Origin of the sequence: Microvirga aerophila (assembly GCF_003332305.1) — a bacterium.
GTDB lineage: Bacteria > Pseudomonadota > Alphaproteobacteria > Rhizobiales > Beijerinckiaceae > Microvirga > Microvirga aerophila.
In genome coordinates, this window is record NZ_QOIO01000006.1 from 1 (window position 1) to 17023 (window position 17023).

Here is a 17023-nt window from a genome sequence, read left to right on the forward strand (position 1 = left end):
TGAAAACCCCTGTGCGCCAATAGCGTCAGGGGTTTTTTGCTGTTCAGAATACAGAGCAAGGATGCGAGCAGGCCGACGCCGCTTGGAGACCACACGCCATGGCGGATAATTTAATGGGACAGCGCGCTGGTAAACTCAGGCGCAATCCCGTCTTGAGCCTGCACTGAGCATTTCTCGACGTGACACCACATTTCGATTGAAGCCAAGTCACACGTCGTTCCATCACGGCATCTCAGCGGTATTGGCGAGCCGTCAGTATTGTCCCCCGACCTCCGTTTGTTGTCGCGTGCAACCGCCCGCTATCAGACGTATCCCTCGCTGGCTTACTGAGACAGTGCTATCTGTCCAGCACATCCCGACCTGAAACAAAAACTGGACAAACTGTAAGAAGTGTTTTCTCCCTGAGCCGATCAGAGGAGGACAAGGCTATGTCTGCTCATACATCGATCCTGCATGGATACGTGCGGCTCGCGCCGGTGATCCCGGTCCTGACCATCACCGACCCCCGTGTGAGCATCGATTTGGCCCATACACTTGTTCAGGCCGGCTTGCCGGTCATTGAGGTCACGTTGCGGACAGCTGGAGCCTTGGACGCAATCAACGCCATCGCCAAAGCTGTGCCGGATGCCGTTGTGGCCGCCGGTACGGTCGTGGAGCCACGGCAGATCCAGGAGGTCATTGATGCGGGCGCGAAATTCATCGTGACGCCGGGGACCCCTCTGCGTTTGGCGGAACGTCTCCGGGAGGCTGCGATTCCGGTGATGCCAGGTTGCTCGACGGTTTCGGAGGCCATGACTTTGCAAAATCTCGGCTTCGAATTCCTCAAATTCTTTCCCGCAGCTGCCTCCGGCGGAGCCGCTTGGCTCAAGTCGCTGCAAGGCCCGTTGCCGATGCTGTCCTTCTGCCCGACAGGGGGTATCGATCTTGCCACCGCTCCCTCCTATCTGTCACTTAAGAACGTTCCCTGCGTCGGCGGAACCTGGATCACACCCGCCGACGCCCTTGCGTCAGGCGATTTTGGGCGGATTGGACGCTTGGCCGCGGAGGCGGCGGCCCTTGGCCCGAACGCCTGAACCATTCGGTCAGGCCTCCGTTGTGTCCTTAGCTCAGCTTAGGACAGACAGGAGGAGGCCTTCATGATCGATTACAAGAAGCTTTTGGACGCCATCGTCGGTACGGTCGGCCGGCCCGACGCGCCACAAGGGCAACCCACACTACCAGACATCGGAAAGCAGCTCGAACAGGGCCTCGGCCAGCTTACCGGCCAGTCGCCCCAACAGCTTCTTCAGAAGGCGAAGGATGCCGCCGTGCAGAACCCTGGCCTGACGCACGCGGCGGTTATTGGGTTGGCAGGCCTCATGTTCGGCAGGCGTAAGAAAAGCGGCATTGGCGGGAATCTCGTCAAGCTCGGGGGACTCGCGCTGATCGGCACTCTTGCCTACAGGGCGTTTCAGCAACAGCGAAAAGGCGAGCCCGTGCTCGCCGCTCAAGGGTCACAAGCCACGGACACTCAAAGCGCAGACGCCCAGTCTGTTAGCGAGATCCCATCGACATCTCGTTTCCATCCCATGTCGCAAACCGAGGATGACGCCATGCTGTTTCTGCGGGCCATGATCGCGGCAGCGGCCTCGGATGGACATATCGACGAGGGGGAGCGGGCGCGCATTATCAAAGGTCTCGCGGAAGCAGGCATTGATCCGCAGGCGACCAGCTGGCTCGAGCGTGAAATGGCTTCACCGGCGGACGTGGATGAGCTTTCGTCCGCCGTCAACGATCCGGAACTAGCGGCTCAGGTCTATACGGCGGCGCGCATTGCAATCGATCCCGATACGATCCAGGAGCGGGAGTTTCTGCGGCAATTGGCTGAAGCGCTCGATCTTGATCAGGCCATGAGGCGGCAGATCGAAAGCACGGTTGATTCTATGGGGTGATCCGGCTCTGGCTTCGTCAGAGCCGTGACGGGCGGCTCAACGGCCTGATGCGTTGGTACATCACGGTCGTTTGACGCCCGCCCTTTTCATCATAGCGCTTTGCCAGGACGAAGCCGAGATCCGTGGAGTAGAGATCTGTGAACTCGAACGATACCTGTCCGTCGGCATTCATGGAGCGGTTCCGGATGATGAGAACTTGATAAGTGCAGGAGCCAATCTGAAGGCTCTCCTGGCCTGTCACAATCATCTCCAGGGAAATCAACTCTCCGACCTTGGATGGTTCGGAAGGCGCATAAGTGAGAGCCCGCCGCGCTTTCACGGTGAGCGGAAAGATGGATCGCAGGTCGGACACGGGCACGTTGATGCTGCGCGCCGTGTCGTCGAATCGGCTGATCGGAAAAAGGCCCCGGTAATAGATGACGTCCTGCCTTTTGCCGCCCGAATAGGTGTTGACCACATGAACGAAATGCCCGGGAGCCGGCCGAATTTCCGCGTGTGCGCCCTGTCGCTCGAGGATAAACCCAAGCTTTGCCGACTCGGCGTTCGGACAATCATCGGCCACGCCCGGGCCGGCGGCGAAAATACCAAGCAGAAAAGGTGCGAAGCGCCGGAACATGACCCGATGCTTTGAAATAATGTATCGAACGCATCAAAGCGCGTTCGCGACCGCGTTGCAACAGCATATCCATGAGAGCGTCCTTGCGACTGTCTCATCGTGGGATTGCCGGGCGTTTCCCGCCGATCATGCTGGAGGATTGCAACTTTCCGGAACCGGTGCGGCAGGGGACGGTTGATTTCCATCCCGGCTCCGGCTCAAATCGGCACAGCTCAATAAGCAAGACTTGAAAGGATATGAGGAAATGGCTGAGAGGCTTCAACGTCGCACGCCCGATCAGCTGCGCTCCCGGCTTTGGTTCGACAATCCGGACAATCCGGGCATGACAGCCCTGTATCTTGAGCGCTACCTCAACTTCGGCCTGACCGGCAAAGAACTCCAGGGCAAGAAGCCGATCATCGGCATAGCGCAGACAGGCTCCGATCTGTCGCCCTGCAACAGGCATCATATCGAACTCGCCAAGCGTGTCCGCGACGGCATCACGGCCGCTGGAGGCGTCGCTTTCGAGTTCCCGTGCCATCCGATTCAGGAAACCGGCAAGCGGCCCACCGCCAGCCTCGATCGCAACTTGGCCTATCTGTCCCTGGTGGAAGTGCTCTACGGCTATCCCCTGGATGGCGTCGTTCTGATGACCGGCTGCGACAAGACCATGCCGGCCTGCCTCATGGCGGCCGCGACCGTGAACATTCCGGCGATCTCGCTCAATGTCGGTCCTATGCTCAACGGCTGGCACCATGGCGAACGCACCGGCTCGGGCACCGTCGTCTGGAAAGCCCGCGAGCGCCATGCGGCCGGCGATATCGACTATCAGCAGTTCATGGACATCGTCGGATCGAGCGCGCCGTCCGTCGGTCACTGCAACACCATGGGCACCGCCTCGACCATGAATGCGCTCGCCGAAGCCCTAGGCATGGCGCTTCCGGGATCGGCCGCCATTCCGGCTCCCTATCGCGAGCGCGGGCAAGCCGCCTATGAAACCGGCAAACGCATCGTCGAGATGGTGTGGGAGGATCTGAAGCCGTCCGACATCATGACCCGCGAAGCCTTCGAGAACGCGATCGTCGCCAATGCGGCCATCGGCGGCTCCACCAACGCGCCCATCCACATCAACGCCATCGCCAAGCATATCGGCGTTCAGCTCGACAACGACGATTGGGAGCGCTTCGGTCTCGACATTCCTCTGCTGGTGAACGTCCAGCCCGCAGGTGAATACCTCGGTGAGGAATACTTCCGGGCCGGCGGCTTGCCGGCCGTGTTGGCCGAATTGATCGGCGCCGGCAAGATCAACGAGGATGCGATCACCTGCACTGGCGCCACCATCGGCGAGAACAGCAGGGGCAAGTTCAGCTGGGACCGGGACGTGATCCGCTCCTATGACAATCCGCTGAAGGAGAAGGCGGGTTTCCTGAATCTCAAAGGCACTCTGTTCGAATCGGCGATCATGAAGACCAGCGTGATCAGCGAGGAGTTCCGCGACCGGTACCTGTCCAATCCCGATGATCCGAACGCCTTCGAGGGCCGCGTCGTCGTGTTCGACGGGCCGGAGGACTACCATCATCGCCTCGATGATCCGGCGCTCGACATCGATGAGCACACGATCCTGATCATGCGCGGAGCCGGCCCTATCGGCTATCCGGGTGCGGCTGAGGTGGTGAACATGCAACCGCCTGCGGCGCTCATCAAAAGAGGCGTTCTGTCCTTGCCGTGCATCGGGGACGGCCGCCAGTCGGGCACGTCCGCCACGCCGTCGATCCTCAATGCCTCGCCAGAGGCGGCAGTCGGAGGTGGGCTCGCGCTGCTGCAGACGGGCGACCGCATCCGTATCGATCTCAACCAGCGTCGTGCGGACATCCTGCTCTCCGATGAGGAACTGCAGCGGCGTCGTTCCGATCTGAACGCCAAGGGCGGCTATCCTTATCCTGCAAGCCAGACGCCGTGGCAGGAAATTCAGCGCGCCATGGTGGACCAACTCGCGGACGGCATGACCTTGAGACCTGCGGTGAAATTCCAGAAGGTTGCGCAAACCTTCGGAGTGCCCCGGGACAATCACTAGATCAACCTCCACGACAACCCTCATGCGGGACGCACCATGACTGATCGGCTGAAAGGTAAGAAGGCCCTCGTGACCGCCGCAGGGCAGGGGATCGGACGCGCCATCGCGGACGCTTTTATCCGCGAGGGCGCAAAGGTCTTCGCCACTGATCTCGATGTCGAGAAGCTTCGTGATCTCGCGGGGGCTGAGCACCGTGCGCTCGACGTGCTCTCAGGCCAGGCCGTCAGTGAGCTCCTCGCGCAGACGGGTCCGATCGACGTGCTCGTGAACGCTGCCGGCTTCGTGCATCACGGCACCGTCCTGGATTGCTCCGACAAGGATTGGGACTTCTCGTTCGACCTGAACGTGAAATCCATGCATCGGACGATCCAGGCCGTGTTGCCGGGCATGCTCGGCAAAGGCGGCGGATCGATCGTCAACATCGCGTCGGGAGCTTCGTCCGTGCGCGGCATCCCGAACCGCTATGTCTACGGCGCCACGAAGGCCGCGGTGATCGGCCTCACCAAAGCAGTCGCGGCTGACTTCATCAAACAGGGCGTACGCGCCAACGCCATCTGTCCCGGCACCATCCAGTCGCCGTCGCTCGATGAGCGCATCCGCTCTCAGGCGGAAAGTTCGGGGCAGAGTCTTGATGTGGTGCGGCAGGCCTTCATCGACCGGCAGCCCATGGGGCGGCTCGGTACCCCTGAGGAGGTGGCGTGGCTTGCGGTCTATCTTGCGTCGGACGAGTCAAGCTACACGACGGGACATGTCCACTTGGTGGATGGCGGCTTCGCTCTCTAGCTCAGCTCGCCGGAGCCTAATTTCGGGCTGCGATTGAACGGTGCTGATCCTGCTGGACTCGGGCAGGAACCATTACTCCGGGGATCTAGGTGGCTGACCGGGCTTCCTCCGCCCGGGCCCGCTCTGCCCTGTCGAGCCATTGAACGACATTTTCATCACGCCAGTTGATCCTCAAAGCCCGGCCAAAGTCGCTGATGGCCTTATCGTACTCACCGAGGTGATACATGGTTATGCCACGACAAAGGTAGAATTGAGCGTCGTAGTCATTCTCACGGCAGGATTCTGGGGCTGAAAAAGTGTGGTCATCGCCCTGCTTCCCGTAGATGAATTTGAGAATGTAGGGAAGTCTGAACTGACTATTGCTAATAAGGGCGATGACCACGTTCAACTCCAAGTTTCTAATAGTTTGTTTTAATTTCTACTTACTCAGTTAAAACCACCCTCTGTCGGCGAGTGGCAGGGAGAATGTGGCAGGTTCATTACCCTACGGAAATCGAATAACCGCAGGTCTTGTCGGAAAAACGTAGGAATAGTAGCGTTCCTTTCAGCGGGCTTCCCGCAGGAGATCGGAATGGCCGATTCTGAGTATTCACCTAATACTGAAGTTGGATTTCCGGTCGCTTCGAGTAACAGCCTCATCGCTGATTTTGCATTCAGGACCCCGAAACTCGATGAGTTTGAAGATATTCTTAGGAATACTGTTACCGAGCATCGGCTGACGCCGGCGTCGCGGGGCACTAAATTCGAGGGCGAGTTCGGTTTCAGCGGTCGGAGTGACTTCAGCGTCTTCAACACGCGTTTCAGGTCGAAGTTGGAGGCGGACCTCGCTCCTGAGGAATCCGATGATCGGATCGGCTTCGCTATGGCCGTGAGGGGCAGCAACGAACTTGTCATGCGCGGCAAGGAGTATTCCATGTCGGGCTCGCAAGGCGTCACCTTCACGTCCGGGCCGCCGAGAACCCTCCGCTTCAGCGATGAGAGCGACGGTCTCGGGCTTATCATGAACCGGCACCGCATCGCCGAGTATTGCGCAAAGCTGCTCGGGCGCGACATCGAGGGGCATGTCCAGTTCGAAACGCATTTCGATCTCGACAGTCCGGCCGGGCAAAGCTGGCTTCGCCTCGTCCGGTACACCTCGACCGAGATCAGCAACCCGCTCTCCCTCGTCAGGCAGTTTGCGGCCGCCCGCCAGCAACTTGAGCAGATGGTGATCACTGGCTTCCTGCTCTCGCATAGGCATATCTATTCGATTGCGCTGCACCAGCCGCAGCCTGCCGCCGCGCCCTATTACGTGAAGCGGGCGGAAGCCTATATCGAGGCGCATTTCACCTATCCGCTTTCGCTTGCCGACATCGCGGCTCAATCGGGCGTGAGCGCCCGAAGCCTGCAGACCGGCTTCCAGAACTTCCGCCATATGACGCCGATGGCCTATCTCCGGTCCGTGCGGTTGCGCCATGCGCACCAGGCGCTGCTCACGGCGGACCCGGCGCTCTCCACCGTGACGGATATCGCCCTCTTCTGCGGCTTCAACCACATGGGAGAGTTCGCGTCTCTCTACAAACGGACCTATGGCGTCAACCCGCGCCAGACCCTGCTGAAGAAGCTCAAAGCCTGACGCTTGGAGCACCGGTTTTCACCCGATGCTCATGGTGGAAGCGGTGCATGTCTGGTGAGGAAAGCGCGAGGCCGCTTTTCCTCACGACATTCTAGCCTGCCGTGGCGGGCGGCTCTGTCGGGGCCCATGGAGTTTCCGGCACAGGGGTGAGAGGCCCCTTTCCGCCAAACCACGAGATCAGGTTGTCGACCACGAGCTGCCCCATGGCCTTGCGCGTGTGGACGGACGCCGACGCGATATGCGGCAGGAGAACCACATGCTCCATGTCGATCAGCTCCTGCGGAACATTCGGCTCGTCCTGGAAGACATCGAGACCGGCGGAGAGGATCGTTCCTGACCTGAGAGCTTCGATCAGCGCTTGTTCATCGACCACGCTCCCGCGCGCGACGTTGATCAGAACGCCATTGGGGCCCAGGGCCTTCAGGACATCCGCGTTGATCAGGTGCTTGGTGGAGGCGCCGCCGGGCGTAATCACGATCAGCACATCGCAGGCTGCGGCGAGTTCGGTCGCGGTGGCGTAAAACGGATAGGCGACATCGTCCTGCTTCGTGCGGCCGTGATAGGCGATGGCGACGTCGAAGCCCTCGAGCCGCCTCGCGATAGCCTTGCCGATGCGGCCGAGACCCACGATGCCGACCGTGCGCGCCCTCAGGGTGGCCGAGAGAGGAAGCGGAGCCTTCAGCCAGTGTCCGGCCCGCAGATAACGGTCCGCCTGCGGGATCTGTCTCAAGGTTGCGAGGAGAAGCCCGATGGTCAGGTCCGCCACTTCGTCGTTCAGAACATCGGGCGTGTTGGTGACGATGATGCCGCGCTCGGCGGCGGCCGCCACATCAACGTTGTCGTAGCCGACCCCGAAGCTGGAGACGACTTCCAGATTCGGAAGGCGGCCGAAAAGCGCTGCGTTCATGGGGCCGCTTCCGGTGCTCGTGGCGATGCCGCGGATGCGGGGACCTACGTCGCGAAAGAAGGCGTCGCGGTCCGGCTGCTCCCAGAGGCGATGGATAAGGAAGGCCTCGTCCAGCGCCTGCATGGTGCTCGGCAGCAATGGCCCCGGCATCAGAATATCGGTTTTCGTCATGGTTCGTCCTGTGCCCTCTCGAACGGTTTCAGCGCAGCAAGGAAAGTCTCCTCTTCGTGCTGCTTTAGCAATGGCGAACCAGAACAGCTTCGCCGGAAAAAACCTAGCGGAGATTGCAGCGGGTTTCCGGGCCCTTTCGCAGAGCCCGGTCGATCCCCTTGGCTTCCTCTTGAAGGACTGCCTTCACGTCCGGCGGGAGATCAGCCCAATGGCAGCCGCGCAAGGCGGCTTCGAGCCCATAAAGAGCGTTGAGCGTGACGTTCCGAGGAAACATGAACTTCAGGCGACAGTACGCCTCGACCGCGCCGATGGTCTTCAGGGCATCGATCGTTCCGATTCCGGCCTCATCGAGCCACCTTTGCGTCACGGGCCCGATGCCCGGAAGAGTGTTGACCGGCTCGCCGCTCACAATGCGATCCCCGGCTATTGCTGCCTCGCCCGCTCACGATAGAGCAGATACATGCCGGACGCGATGACGATGCCCGCGCCCAGGAACGTCCAGGCATCCGGCCAGTCCCCGAACACGATATAGCCCAAGGCCAGCATCCAGATGATCTGGGTATAGATGAACGGCGACAGGATCGCCGCGGGAGCCCGGGCATGGGCCAGGATCAGCAGCCAGTGTCCGACGGCTCCGAAAACGCCCGTGAGGGCCAGAAGGGCCCAGGTCAGAGCCGTGGGCGGCGTGGTCCAGAACCACGGCAGGAGCGGCATCATGAGCACGATGCCGGCGACTCCCGAGTAGAACGTCGTGGTCTTCGAGGAATCGGACGAAGCCAGCATCCGGGTGGTGATACCGTAGAACGCGTAGGAGACGGCCCCCGTCAGGGACAAAAGGGCGGCTGGATGCATGGCGCCCAGCCCCGGGCGCGTGATGACGAGAACTCCCAGAAATCCGATGCCGACGGCGACAAGACGGCGGGCGCCGACCCATTCGCCAAGGATCGGCCCGGCTACCAGGGCCACGATGAGCGGTGTGGAGAACATGATCGACATGGTCTCAACGAGCTGCAGGTACTGCAGGGCCACGAAATTGCAGACGGTGGAGAGAAAAACCAGAAACGAGCGCAGGAGCTGCAGCGGCAGCCGGCGCGTTCTGGTAAAGCCGGGCTGTGTCCAGGGATTGATCACGAGGGACGTCAGGATGACGGCCGACATGTAGCGGGCCCACACGGTCACGAGGGGATCGACGGAGCGGTTGAGCCATTTCGCGGTGGCGTCCAACCCGGAGAAGCAGATCAGCGCGCCGCACATGAGGGCGATGCCGACGAGACGCTGCCTGCGCAGGGAGGCAGGCGTGGCATAGGTTACGGGCAGGGTGTCGGCCATGCTCGGGATGCTAGCGGCACAACTCCGTCACGGCGAGTGCGCGCCACGCACGGCCCTCCTGCGTCCCGGGCAGGGGTCGCCAGCCGACGGGCCCGGATCGGCGCTTAGGCAGTTGCGGCCAAGGCTGATTCCGGCTCCGCCTCGGGAGGGGTGAAGTCTTCGAACTCGTCGTCGCTCTCGCCCTCGAACCCGGTCTGATCGGCGCCCGTGAGCCGGGCGAGGTTCTTGGCGGCCTTGCGAAGGAGCTTGCGCAGGCGCTTGCGCTCCTTGTTGTCGAAGCCTTCCAGAAGTTCGGCTTCGACCTCGTCCCAGAGGGCATCGATGGCGGCGGCCTTGCGCTTTCCGTCCTTGGTCAGCTTCACGCGGACCACGCGAGCGTCCCCGGGCTCCGTATGGCGCTCGACGAGCTTGAGGGCGGACAGGCGCGACACGGTCTTCGACGCTGTCGGCGGCCTGACGCGCAGAATCGCCGCCAAATCGCCCATGGTCATGGGGCCTGACGTGGCAAGAGCCTGCAGGACCTGCTCCTGCCCGGCGAAAAGGCCGAGATCCGAGAGTTTGTCGCCCGTGCGGCTTCGGTGAAGCCGCGAGGCCTGGACCAAAGCCCAGCCGACGCTCTTTCCACCAGGATGCTTGACGTCCTTGTCCATCCCATTCCCCCGCTGTCTTGGAACCTTGGTCGAAACATCATGGTCAGGATCCCGTGACGTTTCCATGACAGTTCAGACGATTTCACAGTCTAACGACCTTGCGCCCATCCGGCCGCAGCCTCAACCCTCTTGCGCAAGCACGCTTTCATGCCAGCGCCGCAGGAGGATGCGGGTGAGGGCCGACAGGAGCAGAAACAGCACGATTCCCGTGAAAGCCAGGAGCACGAGCGCCGCGAACAGGCGCGGGATGTTCAGCCGGTACTGGCTTTCCATGATGCGGTAGGCGAGCCCTGAGCCGGCTCCGGCCGATCCCGCGGCCATCTCGGCCACCACTGCCCCGATGAGGGAAAGTCCGCCTGCAATCCGCAGGCCCGCAAGAAAGGCCGGAAGGGCAGCCGGCAGACGCAGGATCCAGAGCGCTTTCAACCGGGAGCCGAACCGCGCCGCCGGGCTCTGAACAGGGGAGGCGCCATAAAGTTCGAACAGTTCGAGCAGGTTCCTGTCCGTCGATTGAAGCCCGAGCATCGTGTTGGACAGAACCGGGAAGAAGGCGACCAGCCAGGCGCAGGCGAGCACCGCGATGTCCTGCGGCAGGTAGATCAAAAGAAGCGGCGCGATGGCGATGACGGGCGTGACCTGAAGCACCACCGCGAACGGGTAGACGGAATATTCGACCAGTTTCGACAGGCTCAGCAGAACCGCGAGCGCCACGCCGCCGACAACCGCAAGCACGAGACCGAGAAGCGTGGTCTTGAGCGTCACCAGAAGGGATGCGGACAGGAGCGGCCAGTCCGCCACCATCGTGGTGGCGATCAAGCTCGGAGAGGGCAGGATATAGGTCGGAACCGCATGGGCGCGGACGTAAGCCTCCCAGCCCGCAATGGCAGCAATGAACACCGCGGCCGGCAGGAGCCATTCGAGAGCGTTGCGCCGTCCAAGGGCCGGGGAGAGGGGCGCTGTCATGATAGAGCGCCTTCGTTCGAGGTCAGGTCGATCATCACCCGTGAGACGTGGCGGCACAGCTCGGCATAAGCAGTGCTTGTACGGAAATCCATGTCACGCCCGCCTTGCGCAACCCCCTCGATCTCGGCGGCGATTCTGCCAGGCCGCGGCGTCATCACGGCGATGCGGCTCGACAGATAGGCGCTCTCGTAGACCGAATGCGTCACGAACACGATGGTGCAGCCCACATCGCGCTGCAACTTCAGAAGGTCGTCGTTCAGCTTGAAGCGCGTGATCTCGTCGAGGGCGGCGAAGGGTTCGTCCATCAAGAGGAGTTTGGGCTTGATGCTCAGCGCCCTCGCAATCGACACCCGCATCCGCATTCCGCCGGACAGCTCCCGCGGATACGCGTTCTCAAAATCCTTCAAGCCGACGAGAGACAAACTCTCCGAGATGTTCTCCCTTGCGGCATCTCTCGAGACGCCGCGAAGGCGTGATGGGAGCCAAACATTGTCCGCCACATTGGCCCACGGCATCAGCGTCGGGTCCTGAAAAACGAAACCGATCTCGCCGCGATGATCCTGCGTGGCCGCATTGGGCCACGTGACGCCGCCGCTGCTCGGGCGACTGAGACCCGCGATGATGCGCAAAGCCGTCGACTTGCCGCATCCCGAAGGTCCGAGCAGAGACAGGAATTCCCCCGGACGAACGTCGAGATCAAAATCTGCGAGCGCCATGACGCCATTGGTGAAGACCTTCGTCACGCCTTGTAACGACACCAGTGGAGTAGCAATCTCTGCCATGGGACGCAGCACCGCGTCCTATTTTGTCAGCTTCAACCCCACGCCCTTGTTCACGAACTGGAGCGTGTAGGCTTTCCGGTGGTCGAAATCCGCCTTGAAGAGGCCGGCCTTCACCATCTTGTCGAAGAAGTCCTTCATCCGCGCATCGGTCATGGCCCCGATGCCAAGCTTCGCGGTGTCGCCTGAATCGACGATGCCGTGCTCCTTCATCCGGGCGACCGAATAGGCCAAGAGCTCGTCGGTCATCTCCGGGTTGTCGCGCTTGATCAGCGCGTTCGCCCGGGTGTTGTCGCCATGGAGATAGTGGCTCCAGCCGATGATGGAGGCATCGACGAAGCGCTGCACCAGGTCGGGGTTTTTCTCCACCGTCTCCCGGCGGGTTTCGATGGTGGTCGAGTAGGTGCTGAAGCCGTGATCCGCGAGCAGGAACACATTGGGCTTGAAGCCAGCGGCCTTTTCGATGGCCAGCGGCTCCGAGGTCACGTAGCCCTGCTGCACAGCTCGCTTGTTGGCGAGGAACGGGGCCGGATTGAAGCCGTAGGGCTTCACCTGCTCGTCCTTGAAGCCATGTTCGGCCTTCATCCACTGGAAGAAGGTCGCGACGCCGTCCTTCGACAGGAGAATGTCGTTGGAGGTCTTCAGGCTCTCGAACGTGTCGAGCCCCTGGCCCGGATGGCTCAGCAGAACCTGCGGGTCCTTCTGGAACAGAGCCGCCACCACGAGGGTCGGGATATCCTTCTCGACCGCCGAGAAGGCCTGGATCATGCTGCCGCCCATATAGAAGTCGAGCTTGCCGACCGTCATGAGCATGCGGTTGCTGGCGCGGGGCCCGCCCGGCACGATCGTGACCTTCAGGCCATGCTGTTCATAGGTCCCATCGGCCACGGCCTGGTAGAATCCGCCGTGCTCAGCCTGCGCAATCCAGTTGGTGCCGAAGGTCACCTCGGTGAGGGGCTGCTGCGCCAGGGCGCTGCCTGCTCCCCAGCCAAGACCCGCCGCCACCATTCCCGCCAGGCATGCACTCAACTTCATCCGCAGCAATTCCCGTGTTCGGCGAGGGCCCCCGCCGTTCAGCCGAGGTTCTGCGCGCTCGTGCGGGGCTTGGCAAGACCCGCAGCGGCGACGGCCCCATCAGGGCCGAATCATTCCACCGACCAGGGATAGGTCCATGTTTCGGTAAGGGTTCGATTGCCTGCCTTCAGGAAGGCCCGCAGATCGGTCGATTGCCCCGGCTCAAGCTTCACGTCGATGGCTGCCCTGAAGCCCGTCGTGTGGTCGTTGGGCATGAGGAAGGTGTTCGTGATCGTCCCGGCCGACGTGGAGGGAATCAGCTGCACCTGGCCCGGGTCCCCGAAGTAATAAGGCAGGTTCCCGCCCGCGAAGTCGATGATGAAGCGCCGATGGGTCGGATCGCTGGGCTGGTTCGAGCCGCTGGCTCGCGGCGGGGTGTGGAAGGTGTTCACCACCCCGCCGCCGGAGTGCATCGCGCCCATGGCGGACATGGCCCGCAGCCGGTAGGAAAGCGTGACTTCCTGGCCTGCCTCATAGGGCCGACTCGGCTCCCAGGAGACCACGATGTTGTCGTGTGTCTCATCCGGGGTCGGAATCTCCACCAGCTCCACCCGGCCTTCGCCCCACTGGCCGATCGGCTCGACCCAATAGCCGGGTCTCTGGTGATAATAGGCTTCGAGATCCTGATAGTTCTCGAAAACCCGGTCGCGCTGCATGAGCCCGAAGCCGCGCGGGTTGTTGTCGTGGAACGACGAGATCGTCTTCTGGGGCGGGTTGCGCAAAGGGCGCCAGATCCACTCGCCGGCGCCCGATTGGATGAGAAGGCCATCCGAATCGTGCAGCTCCGGCCGAAAATCGTCGGTGCGGTGCTGGTCGTTCTCGCCCTCGAAGTACATGGATGTCAGCGGGGCGATGCCCACATTGGCGAGCGTCTGACGCGGAAACAGCGTGGCCGTGATGTCGAGGGTCGTCTCCTTCGACGGGTAGATCTCGAACCGGTACGCTCCCGCCACCGACGGGCTGTCGAGCAGGGCATAGATGGTGGCCCGCTCGCTTTCGGGCTTCGGCATCTCGATCCAGAACTCCCGGAAGTTCGGAAACTCCTCGGCCGCTCCGCCCTCGACGTTGAGCGCGAGGCCGCGGGCCGACAGCCCGTATTTCTGGCCCGCTCCCAGGAAGCGGAAATAGCTCGCTCCCACGAAGGCGATCAGCTCGTCGAACACCTTCGGGTCGTTGAGCGGGTAATGGAGCCGGAATCCCGCAAAACCGAGATTGACCGGCAGCGGCCGCTCGATCTTGTTGCGGCCGTAGTCGAACAGCTCCCGCTGATAGGGGATCGGCGTCGGAACCCCGTCGCGCAGGACGTTCACCGTGACGGGACGCTGGTAGAGGAAGCCGAGATGGAACAGGTGCATGCGGAACGGTCCGCCTCCCGAGGCCAGGTGCGCCCGGTCGGGACGGAAGCGGATATCGCGGTAATCGTCGAAGCTCAGCCGGCTGAGCGGCTCAGGCAGCTGGACCGGAATTGATTCGTAGGGAGCGGCCGCCAGCTCCCGCGCCCGGCGCACCACATCCTCGAATCGAAATGGATTGGGAGCGGGCGCCCCCGTCTGCTGCTGGGCCCAGGCCGGCGGCACCGCGGCGGTGGCCAGGAGGCTCTGCAGGAGGGCGCGGCGGGACAGGTTCATCATGATCTGCGGACTGTTCTTCTTGGGCTTGAAATGAGGCCGGGCGGCACCTTGATATAGGGCCGCAGCCAATCTCTTGAAGCTCTCGCACTTAATGGAAGCTGAACATTAAGCCGTGGGAAAGAAGGCAGCGAGAGGCTGTAAAAAATCTCCCGAAAGGCGCGAAAAGGTCTTGTGATCGGGGGGCAACCCGCTTATTTGAGTCATGCCCAATTTCGCACGTGCCTGTGGTCGCGTGCCGGTTGGTGGGCATCCGGACAAGAGGCCGGACAGCCGCCCGAGAACGCCCTAGTTCTCGATACCCCTAACCGGCAGCCGGAGGCGAAACCGGCGTACCTCGTTCTCAACGGGGGACGTGACTTAAAGCAACGACGAACGGGCTTTTTTGGTCTCGTTGGCCCTCCAAAGGTCAGCACCGAAGAGGCTTGTTTATCATTGCCGCGCGTGCGGACAGGGAACCTCCCTTTCCAATCCAAGGCAGCATCGTCGGGTGAAGAACCCATTGTCTTGTCGTGTCTCCATCGCACGAAAGGCAGTGTCGTCTTCCCTCGCTGACGCCGGACGACCTGTCGTCTGAACTTTCAATCCGAGGCCCGTGAGCCTCCATTGAACCTTTGGTGGGGAGAGCGCCATGACTGAGCGCATTCGTGAATTCCTGCGCAACCGACGTGAGGATGGCCCCTGCGTGGTCGTCGATCTCGACGTGGTGCGTGACAACTACTCAAAGTTTGCCCGTGCGCTCCCCGACACGCGTGTGTTCTACGCCGTGAAGGCGAACCCGGACCCGAAGGTGCTCAAGCTCCTGGCCGACCTCGGCTCGTGCTTCGACACGGCCTCCGTGGTCGAGATCCAGCTCGCGCTGGATGCAGGCGCAACCCCTGAGCGCATCTCCTTCGGCAACACGATCAAGAAGGAGCGCGACATCGCTCGCGGCCTCGAACTCGGCGTGCGCCTCTTTGCGGTCGATTGCGAGGCGGAGGTCGAGAAGATCGTCCGGGCTGCTGCTCTTGTGGGCGTGCCGGCACGGGACGTGAAGGTGTTCTGCCGCATCCTGTGCGACGGCGCCGGCGCCGAATGGCCGCTCTCGCGCAAGTTCGGCTGCGTGCCGGAGATGGCGGTCGACGTGCTTGAGCATGCCTACCGGAATGGTCTCGAGGCCTATGGCGTCTCGTTCCATGTCGGTTCGCAGCAGCGCAACACGGAAGCCTGGGATCAGGCCCTCGGGTCTGCCTCCACGATCTTCCGGGAATGCGCCGATCGTGGCATCCACCTGTCGATGGTCAACCTCGGCGGCGGTTTCCCGACGAAGTACCTGAAGACCGTTCCGATGGTCGAAGCCTATGGCGAATCGATCTTCCGGGCGCTGTCGAAGCACTTCGGCAACCGCATCCCCGAGACAATCATCGAGCCGGGCCGCGGCATGGTCGGCAATGCAGGCGTCATCGAGACCGAGGTTGTCCTCATCTCGAAGAAGAGCCAGGACGAGGATGAGGTGCGCTGGGTGTACCTCGACATCGGCAAGTTCGGCGGCCTCGCCGAGACGATGGACGAGTCGATCCGCTACCCGATCCGCAGCGAGCGCGATCACGACCGCAAGGTTCCGTGCGTGCTCGCCGGTCCCACCTGCGACTCGGCCGATGTTCTCTACGAGAAGGAGCCTTATCCGCTCCCCGTCTCGCTGGAGATCGGCGACAAGGTGCTGATCGAGGGCACGGGCGCCTACACGACCACCTATTCGGCGGTCGCGTTCAACGGCTTCCCGCCGCTCAAGTCCTACGTGATCTAACTCACGTCCCGCCTGCCTCGAACCGCGAGGCAGGCATCAACCCCGAAAAGTTGTCCCGGACGGCCTGCTTGGGCTCACCCCGGACGCGTCTCGCGTCCGATGCTCGATGCAGGTGCGAGGGCTGTCGCTCACCCCTCACTTTGGGAGGCCACGGCCATGATCACGATCCGCGAAGAAACCTTCCGCGATGTGGAAGCGCGCGAAAAGCTGCTCGATGCCTGCTTCGGGCAGGAGCGGTTCCAGAAGACCTGCGAGCGCCTGCGCGAGGGACGCGTTCCCGCCGAAGGCCTGTCTCTCGTCATCGAGCGGGACGGCGCCATCATCGGCACGGTGCGGCTCTGGCACGTCTCGGCGCGGCCGAATCGTCCTGCGCTGATGCTTGGGCCCATCGCGATCGATCCGTCCTGCCAGGGACTCGGCCTCGGGGCAAAGCTCATGCGCGAGGCGCTCAAGCGCGCCGCAGCACAGGGCCACGCGGCTGTGCTGCTGGTAGGCGATGCGCCTTACTACCAGCGCTTCGGCTTCTCGACCGAGGCGACCCGGTCCCTGTGGATGCCGGGCCCCTACGAGCGCGGCCGCTTCCTGGCGCTGGAGCTCCAGGCGGGCGCTCTCGATGGTGCCCGCGGCCTCGTGTCGGCCACCGGTATGCTGGAGCAGAAGCCCGATCTCGCGGCTCTCGTGGCGGCTGCCGCGCAGGGCAACTGGGCTTGGGCCGGAAGAGCCGCCTGAGGCGCACAT

17 protein-coding genes are annotated in these 17023 nt (G+C 62.4%); 7 read left to right on the plus strand and 10 right to left on the minus strand.

From position 1 onward, the window contains the following. The first annotated feature begins 428 nt into the window (after positions 1-428). Both eda and DRB19_RS04270 read left to right on the plus strand, forming a co-directional pair. Positions 429-1073 (plus strand): bifunctional 4-hydroxy-2-oxoglutarate aldolase/2-dehydro-3-deoxy-phosphogluconate aldolase, encoded by a 645-nt coding sequence (gene eda / locus DRB19_RS04265; RefSeq protein ID WP_114184805.1) that lies wholly within the window; start codon positions 429-431, stop codon positions 1071-1073. A gap of 63 nt (positions 1074-1136) precedes the next feature. Next, the gene (locus DRB19_RS04270) at positions 1137-1931 is read left to right on the plus strand and encodes a tellurite resistance TerB family protein (RefSeq protein ID WP_114184806.1); all 795 of its coding nucleotides are present in this window, start codon (positions 1137-1139) and stop codon (positions 1929-1931) included. 16 nt (positions 1932-1947) lie between these two features. Here the strand turns inward: DRB19_RS04270 and DRB19_RS04275 are convergent, their stop codons facing one another. Further along, on the minus strand, positions 1948-2547 hold the full coding sequence (locus tag DRB19_RS04275; protein WP_114184807.1) for a hypothetical protein: 600 nt from the start codon (positions 2545-2547) through the stop codon (positions 1948-1950). 244 nt (positions 2548-2791) lie between these two features. On the opposite strand from DRB19_RS04275, the gene DRB19_RS04280 reads away from it, so the two are divergent. Both DRB19_RS04280 and DRB19_RS04285 read left to right on the plus strand, forming a co-directional pair. Then, positions 2792-4600: an IlvD/Edd family dehydratase gene (locus DRB19_RS04280; RefSeq protein WP_114184808.1), complete on the plus strand. Its 1809-nt coding sequence runs from the start codon at positions 2792-2794 to the stop codon at positions 4598-4600. Positions 4601-4636: 36 nt separating this feature from the next. Continuing rightward, positions 4637-5383 (plus strand): SDR family oxidoreductase, encoded by a 747-nt coding sequence (locus DRB19_RS04285; RefSeq protein WP_114184809.1) that lies wholly within the window; start codon positions 4637-4639, stop codon positions 5381-5383. Between the two features lie 85 nt (positions 5384-5468). Here the strand turns inward: DRB19_RS04285 and DRB19_RS04290 are convergent, their stop codons facing one another. Continuing rightward, on the minus strand, positions 5469-5765 hold the full coding sequence (locus DRB19_RS04290) for a tetratricopeptide repeat protein (RefSeq protein WP_147021691.1): 297 nt from the start codon (positions 5763-5765) through the stop codon (positions 5469-5471). A 189-nt stretch (positions 5766-5954) separates the two neighbouring features. On the opposite strand from DRB19_RS04290, the gene DRB19_RS04295 reads away from it, so the two are divergent. Then, positions 5955-6998, plus strand: coding sequence for an AraC family transcriptional regulator (locus tag DRB19_RS04295; RefSeq protein WP_114184811.1), 1044 nt, complete (start codon positions 5955-5957; stop codon positions 6996-6998). 91 nt (positions 6999-7089) lie between these two features. Here the strand turns inward: DRB19_RS04295 and DRB19_RS04300 are convergent, their stop codons facing one another. The 8 genes from DRB19_RS04300 to DRB19_RS04335 form a co-directional block, all read right to left on the minus strand. After that, positions 7090-8076, minus strand: a complete 987-nt coding sequence (locus DRB19_RS04300) for a 2-hydroxyacid dehydrogenase (protein WP_114184812.1) — start codon at positions 8074-8076, stop codon at positions 7090-7092. 103 nt (positions 8077-8179) lie between these two features. Beyond that, complete coding sequence (locus tag DRB19_RS04305) at positions 8180-8485, minus strand: TfoX/Sxy family protein (protein ID WP_162815581.1); 306 nt, start codon at positions 8483-8485, stop codon at positions 8180-8182. Positions 8486-8499: 14 nt separating this feature from the next. Further along, positions 8500-9405: a DMT family transporter gene (locus DRB19_RS04310; protein WP_114184814.1), complete on the minus strand. Its 906-nt coding sequence runs from the start codon at positions 9403-9405 to the stop codon at positions 8500-8502. A gap of 104 nt (positions 9406-9509) precedes the next feature. After that, positions 9510-10055 carry a MarR family winged helix-turn-helix transcriptional regulator gene (locus tag DRB19_RS04315; RefSeq protein ID WP_245439275.1) on the minus strand — a complete coding sequence of 182 codons (546 nt, stop codon included), beginning with the start codon at positions 10053-10055 and terminating at the stop codon, positions 9510-9512. 120 nt (positions 10056-10175) lie between these two features. Further along, complete coding sequence (locus DRB19_RS04320) at positions 10176-11018, minus strand: ABC transporter permease (RefSeq protein WP_114184816.1); 843 nt, start codon at positions 11016-11018, stop codon at positions 10176-10178. Further along, on the minus strand, positions 11015-11800 hold the full coding sequence (locus DRB19_RS04325) for an ABC transporter ATP-binding protein (protein WP_114184817.1): 786 nt from the start codon (positions 11798-11800) through the stop codon (positions 11015-11017). Before DRB19_RS04325 ends, DRB19_RS04320 begins: the two co-directional genes overlap by 4 nt. A gap of 18 nt (positions 11801-11818) precedes the next feature. Then, on the minus strand, positions 11819-12832 hold the full coding sequence (locus tag DRB19_RS04330; protein WP_114184818.1) for an ABC transporter substrate-binding protein: 1014 nt from the start codon (positions 12830-12832) through the stop codon (positions 11819-11821). A gap of 110 nt (positions 12833-12942) precedes the next feature. Further along, entirely contained in the window at positions 12943-14502 is a 1560-nt protein-coding gene (locus tag DRB19_RS04335; RefSeq protein WP_114184936.1) for an OpgD/OpgG family glucan biosynthesis protein, read from the minus strand. Between the two features lie 628 nt (positions 14503-15130). Between DRB19_RS04335 and DRB19_RS04340 the strand changes: the two genes are divergently transcribed. Next, positions 15131-16285, plus strand: a complete 1155-nt coding sequence (locus DRB19_RS04340; protein ID WP_114184819.1) for a type III PLP-dependent enzyme — start codon at positions 15131-15133, stop codon at positions 16283-16285. A 156-nt stretch (positions 16286-16441) separates the two neighbouring features. Then, complete coding sequence (locus tag DRB19_RS04345; protein ID WP_114184820.1) at positions 16442-17014, plus strand: GNAT family N-acetyltransferase; 573 nt, start codon at positions 16442-16444, stop codon at positions 17012-17014. Positions 17015-17023: the final 9 nt, after the last annotated feature.

Coding starts and splice junctions, on each gene's coding strand:
- DRB19_RS04295 (WP_114184811.1), top strand. CDS start 5,955: ATGGCCGATTCTGAGTATTCACCTAATACTGAAGTTGGATTTCCGGTC.
- DRB19_RS04310 (WP_114184814.1), bottom strand. CDS start 9,405: ATGGCCGACACCCTGCCCGTAACCTATGCCACGCCTGCCTCCCTGCGC.
- DRB19_RS04345 (WP_114184820.1), top strand. CDS start 16,442: ATGATCACGATCCGCGAAGAAACCTTCCGCGATGTGGAAGCGCGCGAA.
- DRB19_RS04275 (WP_114184807.1), bottom strand. CDS start 2,547: ATGTTCCGGCGCTTCGCACCTTTTCTGCTTGGTATTTTCGCCGCCGGC.
- DRB19_RS04340 (WP_114184819.1), top strand. CDS start 15,131: ATGACTGAGCGCATTCGTGAATTCCTGCGCAACCGACGTGAGGATGGC.
- DRB19_RS04325 (WP_114184817.1), bottom strand. CDS start 11,800: ATGGCAGAGATTGCTACTCCACTGGTGTCGTTACAAGGCGTGACGAAG.
- DRB19_RS04285 (WP_114184809.1), top strand. CDS start 4,637: ATGACTGATCGGCTGAAAGGTAAGAAGGCCCTCGTGACCGCCGCAGGG.
- DRB19_RS04335 (WP_114184936.1), bottom strand. CDS start 14,502: ATGATGAACCTGTCCCGCCGCGCCCTCCTGCAGAGCCTCCTGGCCACC.
- DRB19_RS04320 (WP_114184816.1), bottom strand. CDS start 11,018: ATGACAGCGCCCCTCTCCCCGGCCCTTGGACGGCGCAACGCTCTCGAA.
- eda (WP_114184805.1), top strand. CDS start 429: ATGTCTGCTCATACATCGATCCTGCATGGATACGTGCGGCTCGCGCCG.
- DRB19_RS04280 (WP_114184808.1), top strand. CDS start 2,792: ATGGCTGAGAGGCTTCAACGTCGCACGCCCGATCAGCTGCGCTCCCGG.
- DRB19_RS04315 (WP_245439275.1), bottom strand. CDS start 10,055: ATGGACAAGGACGTCAAGCATCCTGGTGGAAAGAGCGTCGGCTGGGCT.
- DRB19_RS04270 (WP_114184806.1), top strand. CDS start 1,137: ATGATCGATTACAAGAAGCTTTTGGACGCCATCGTCGGTACGGTCGGC.
- DRB19_RS04330 (WP_114184818.1), bottom strand. CDS start 12,832: ATGAAGTTGAGTGCATGCCTGGCGGGAATGGTGGCGGCGGGTCTTGGC.
- DRB19_RS04300 (WP_114184812.1), bottom strand. CDS start 8,076: ATGACGAAAACCGATATTCTGATGCCGGGGCCATTGCTGCCGAGCACC.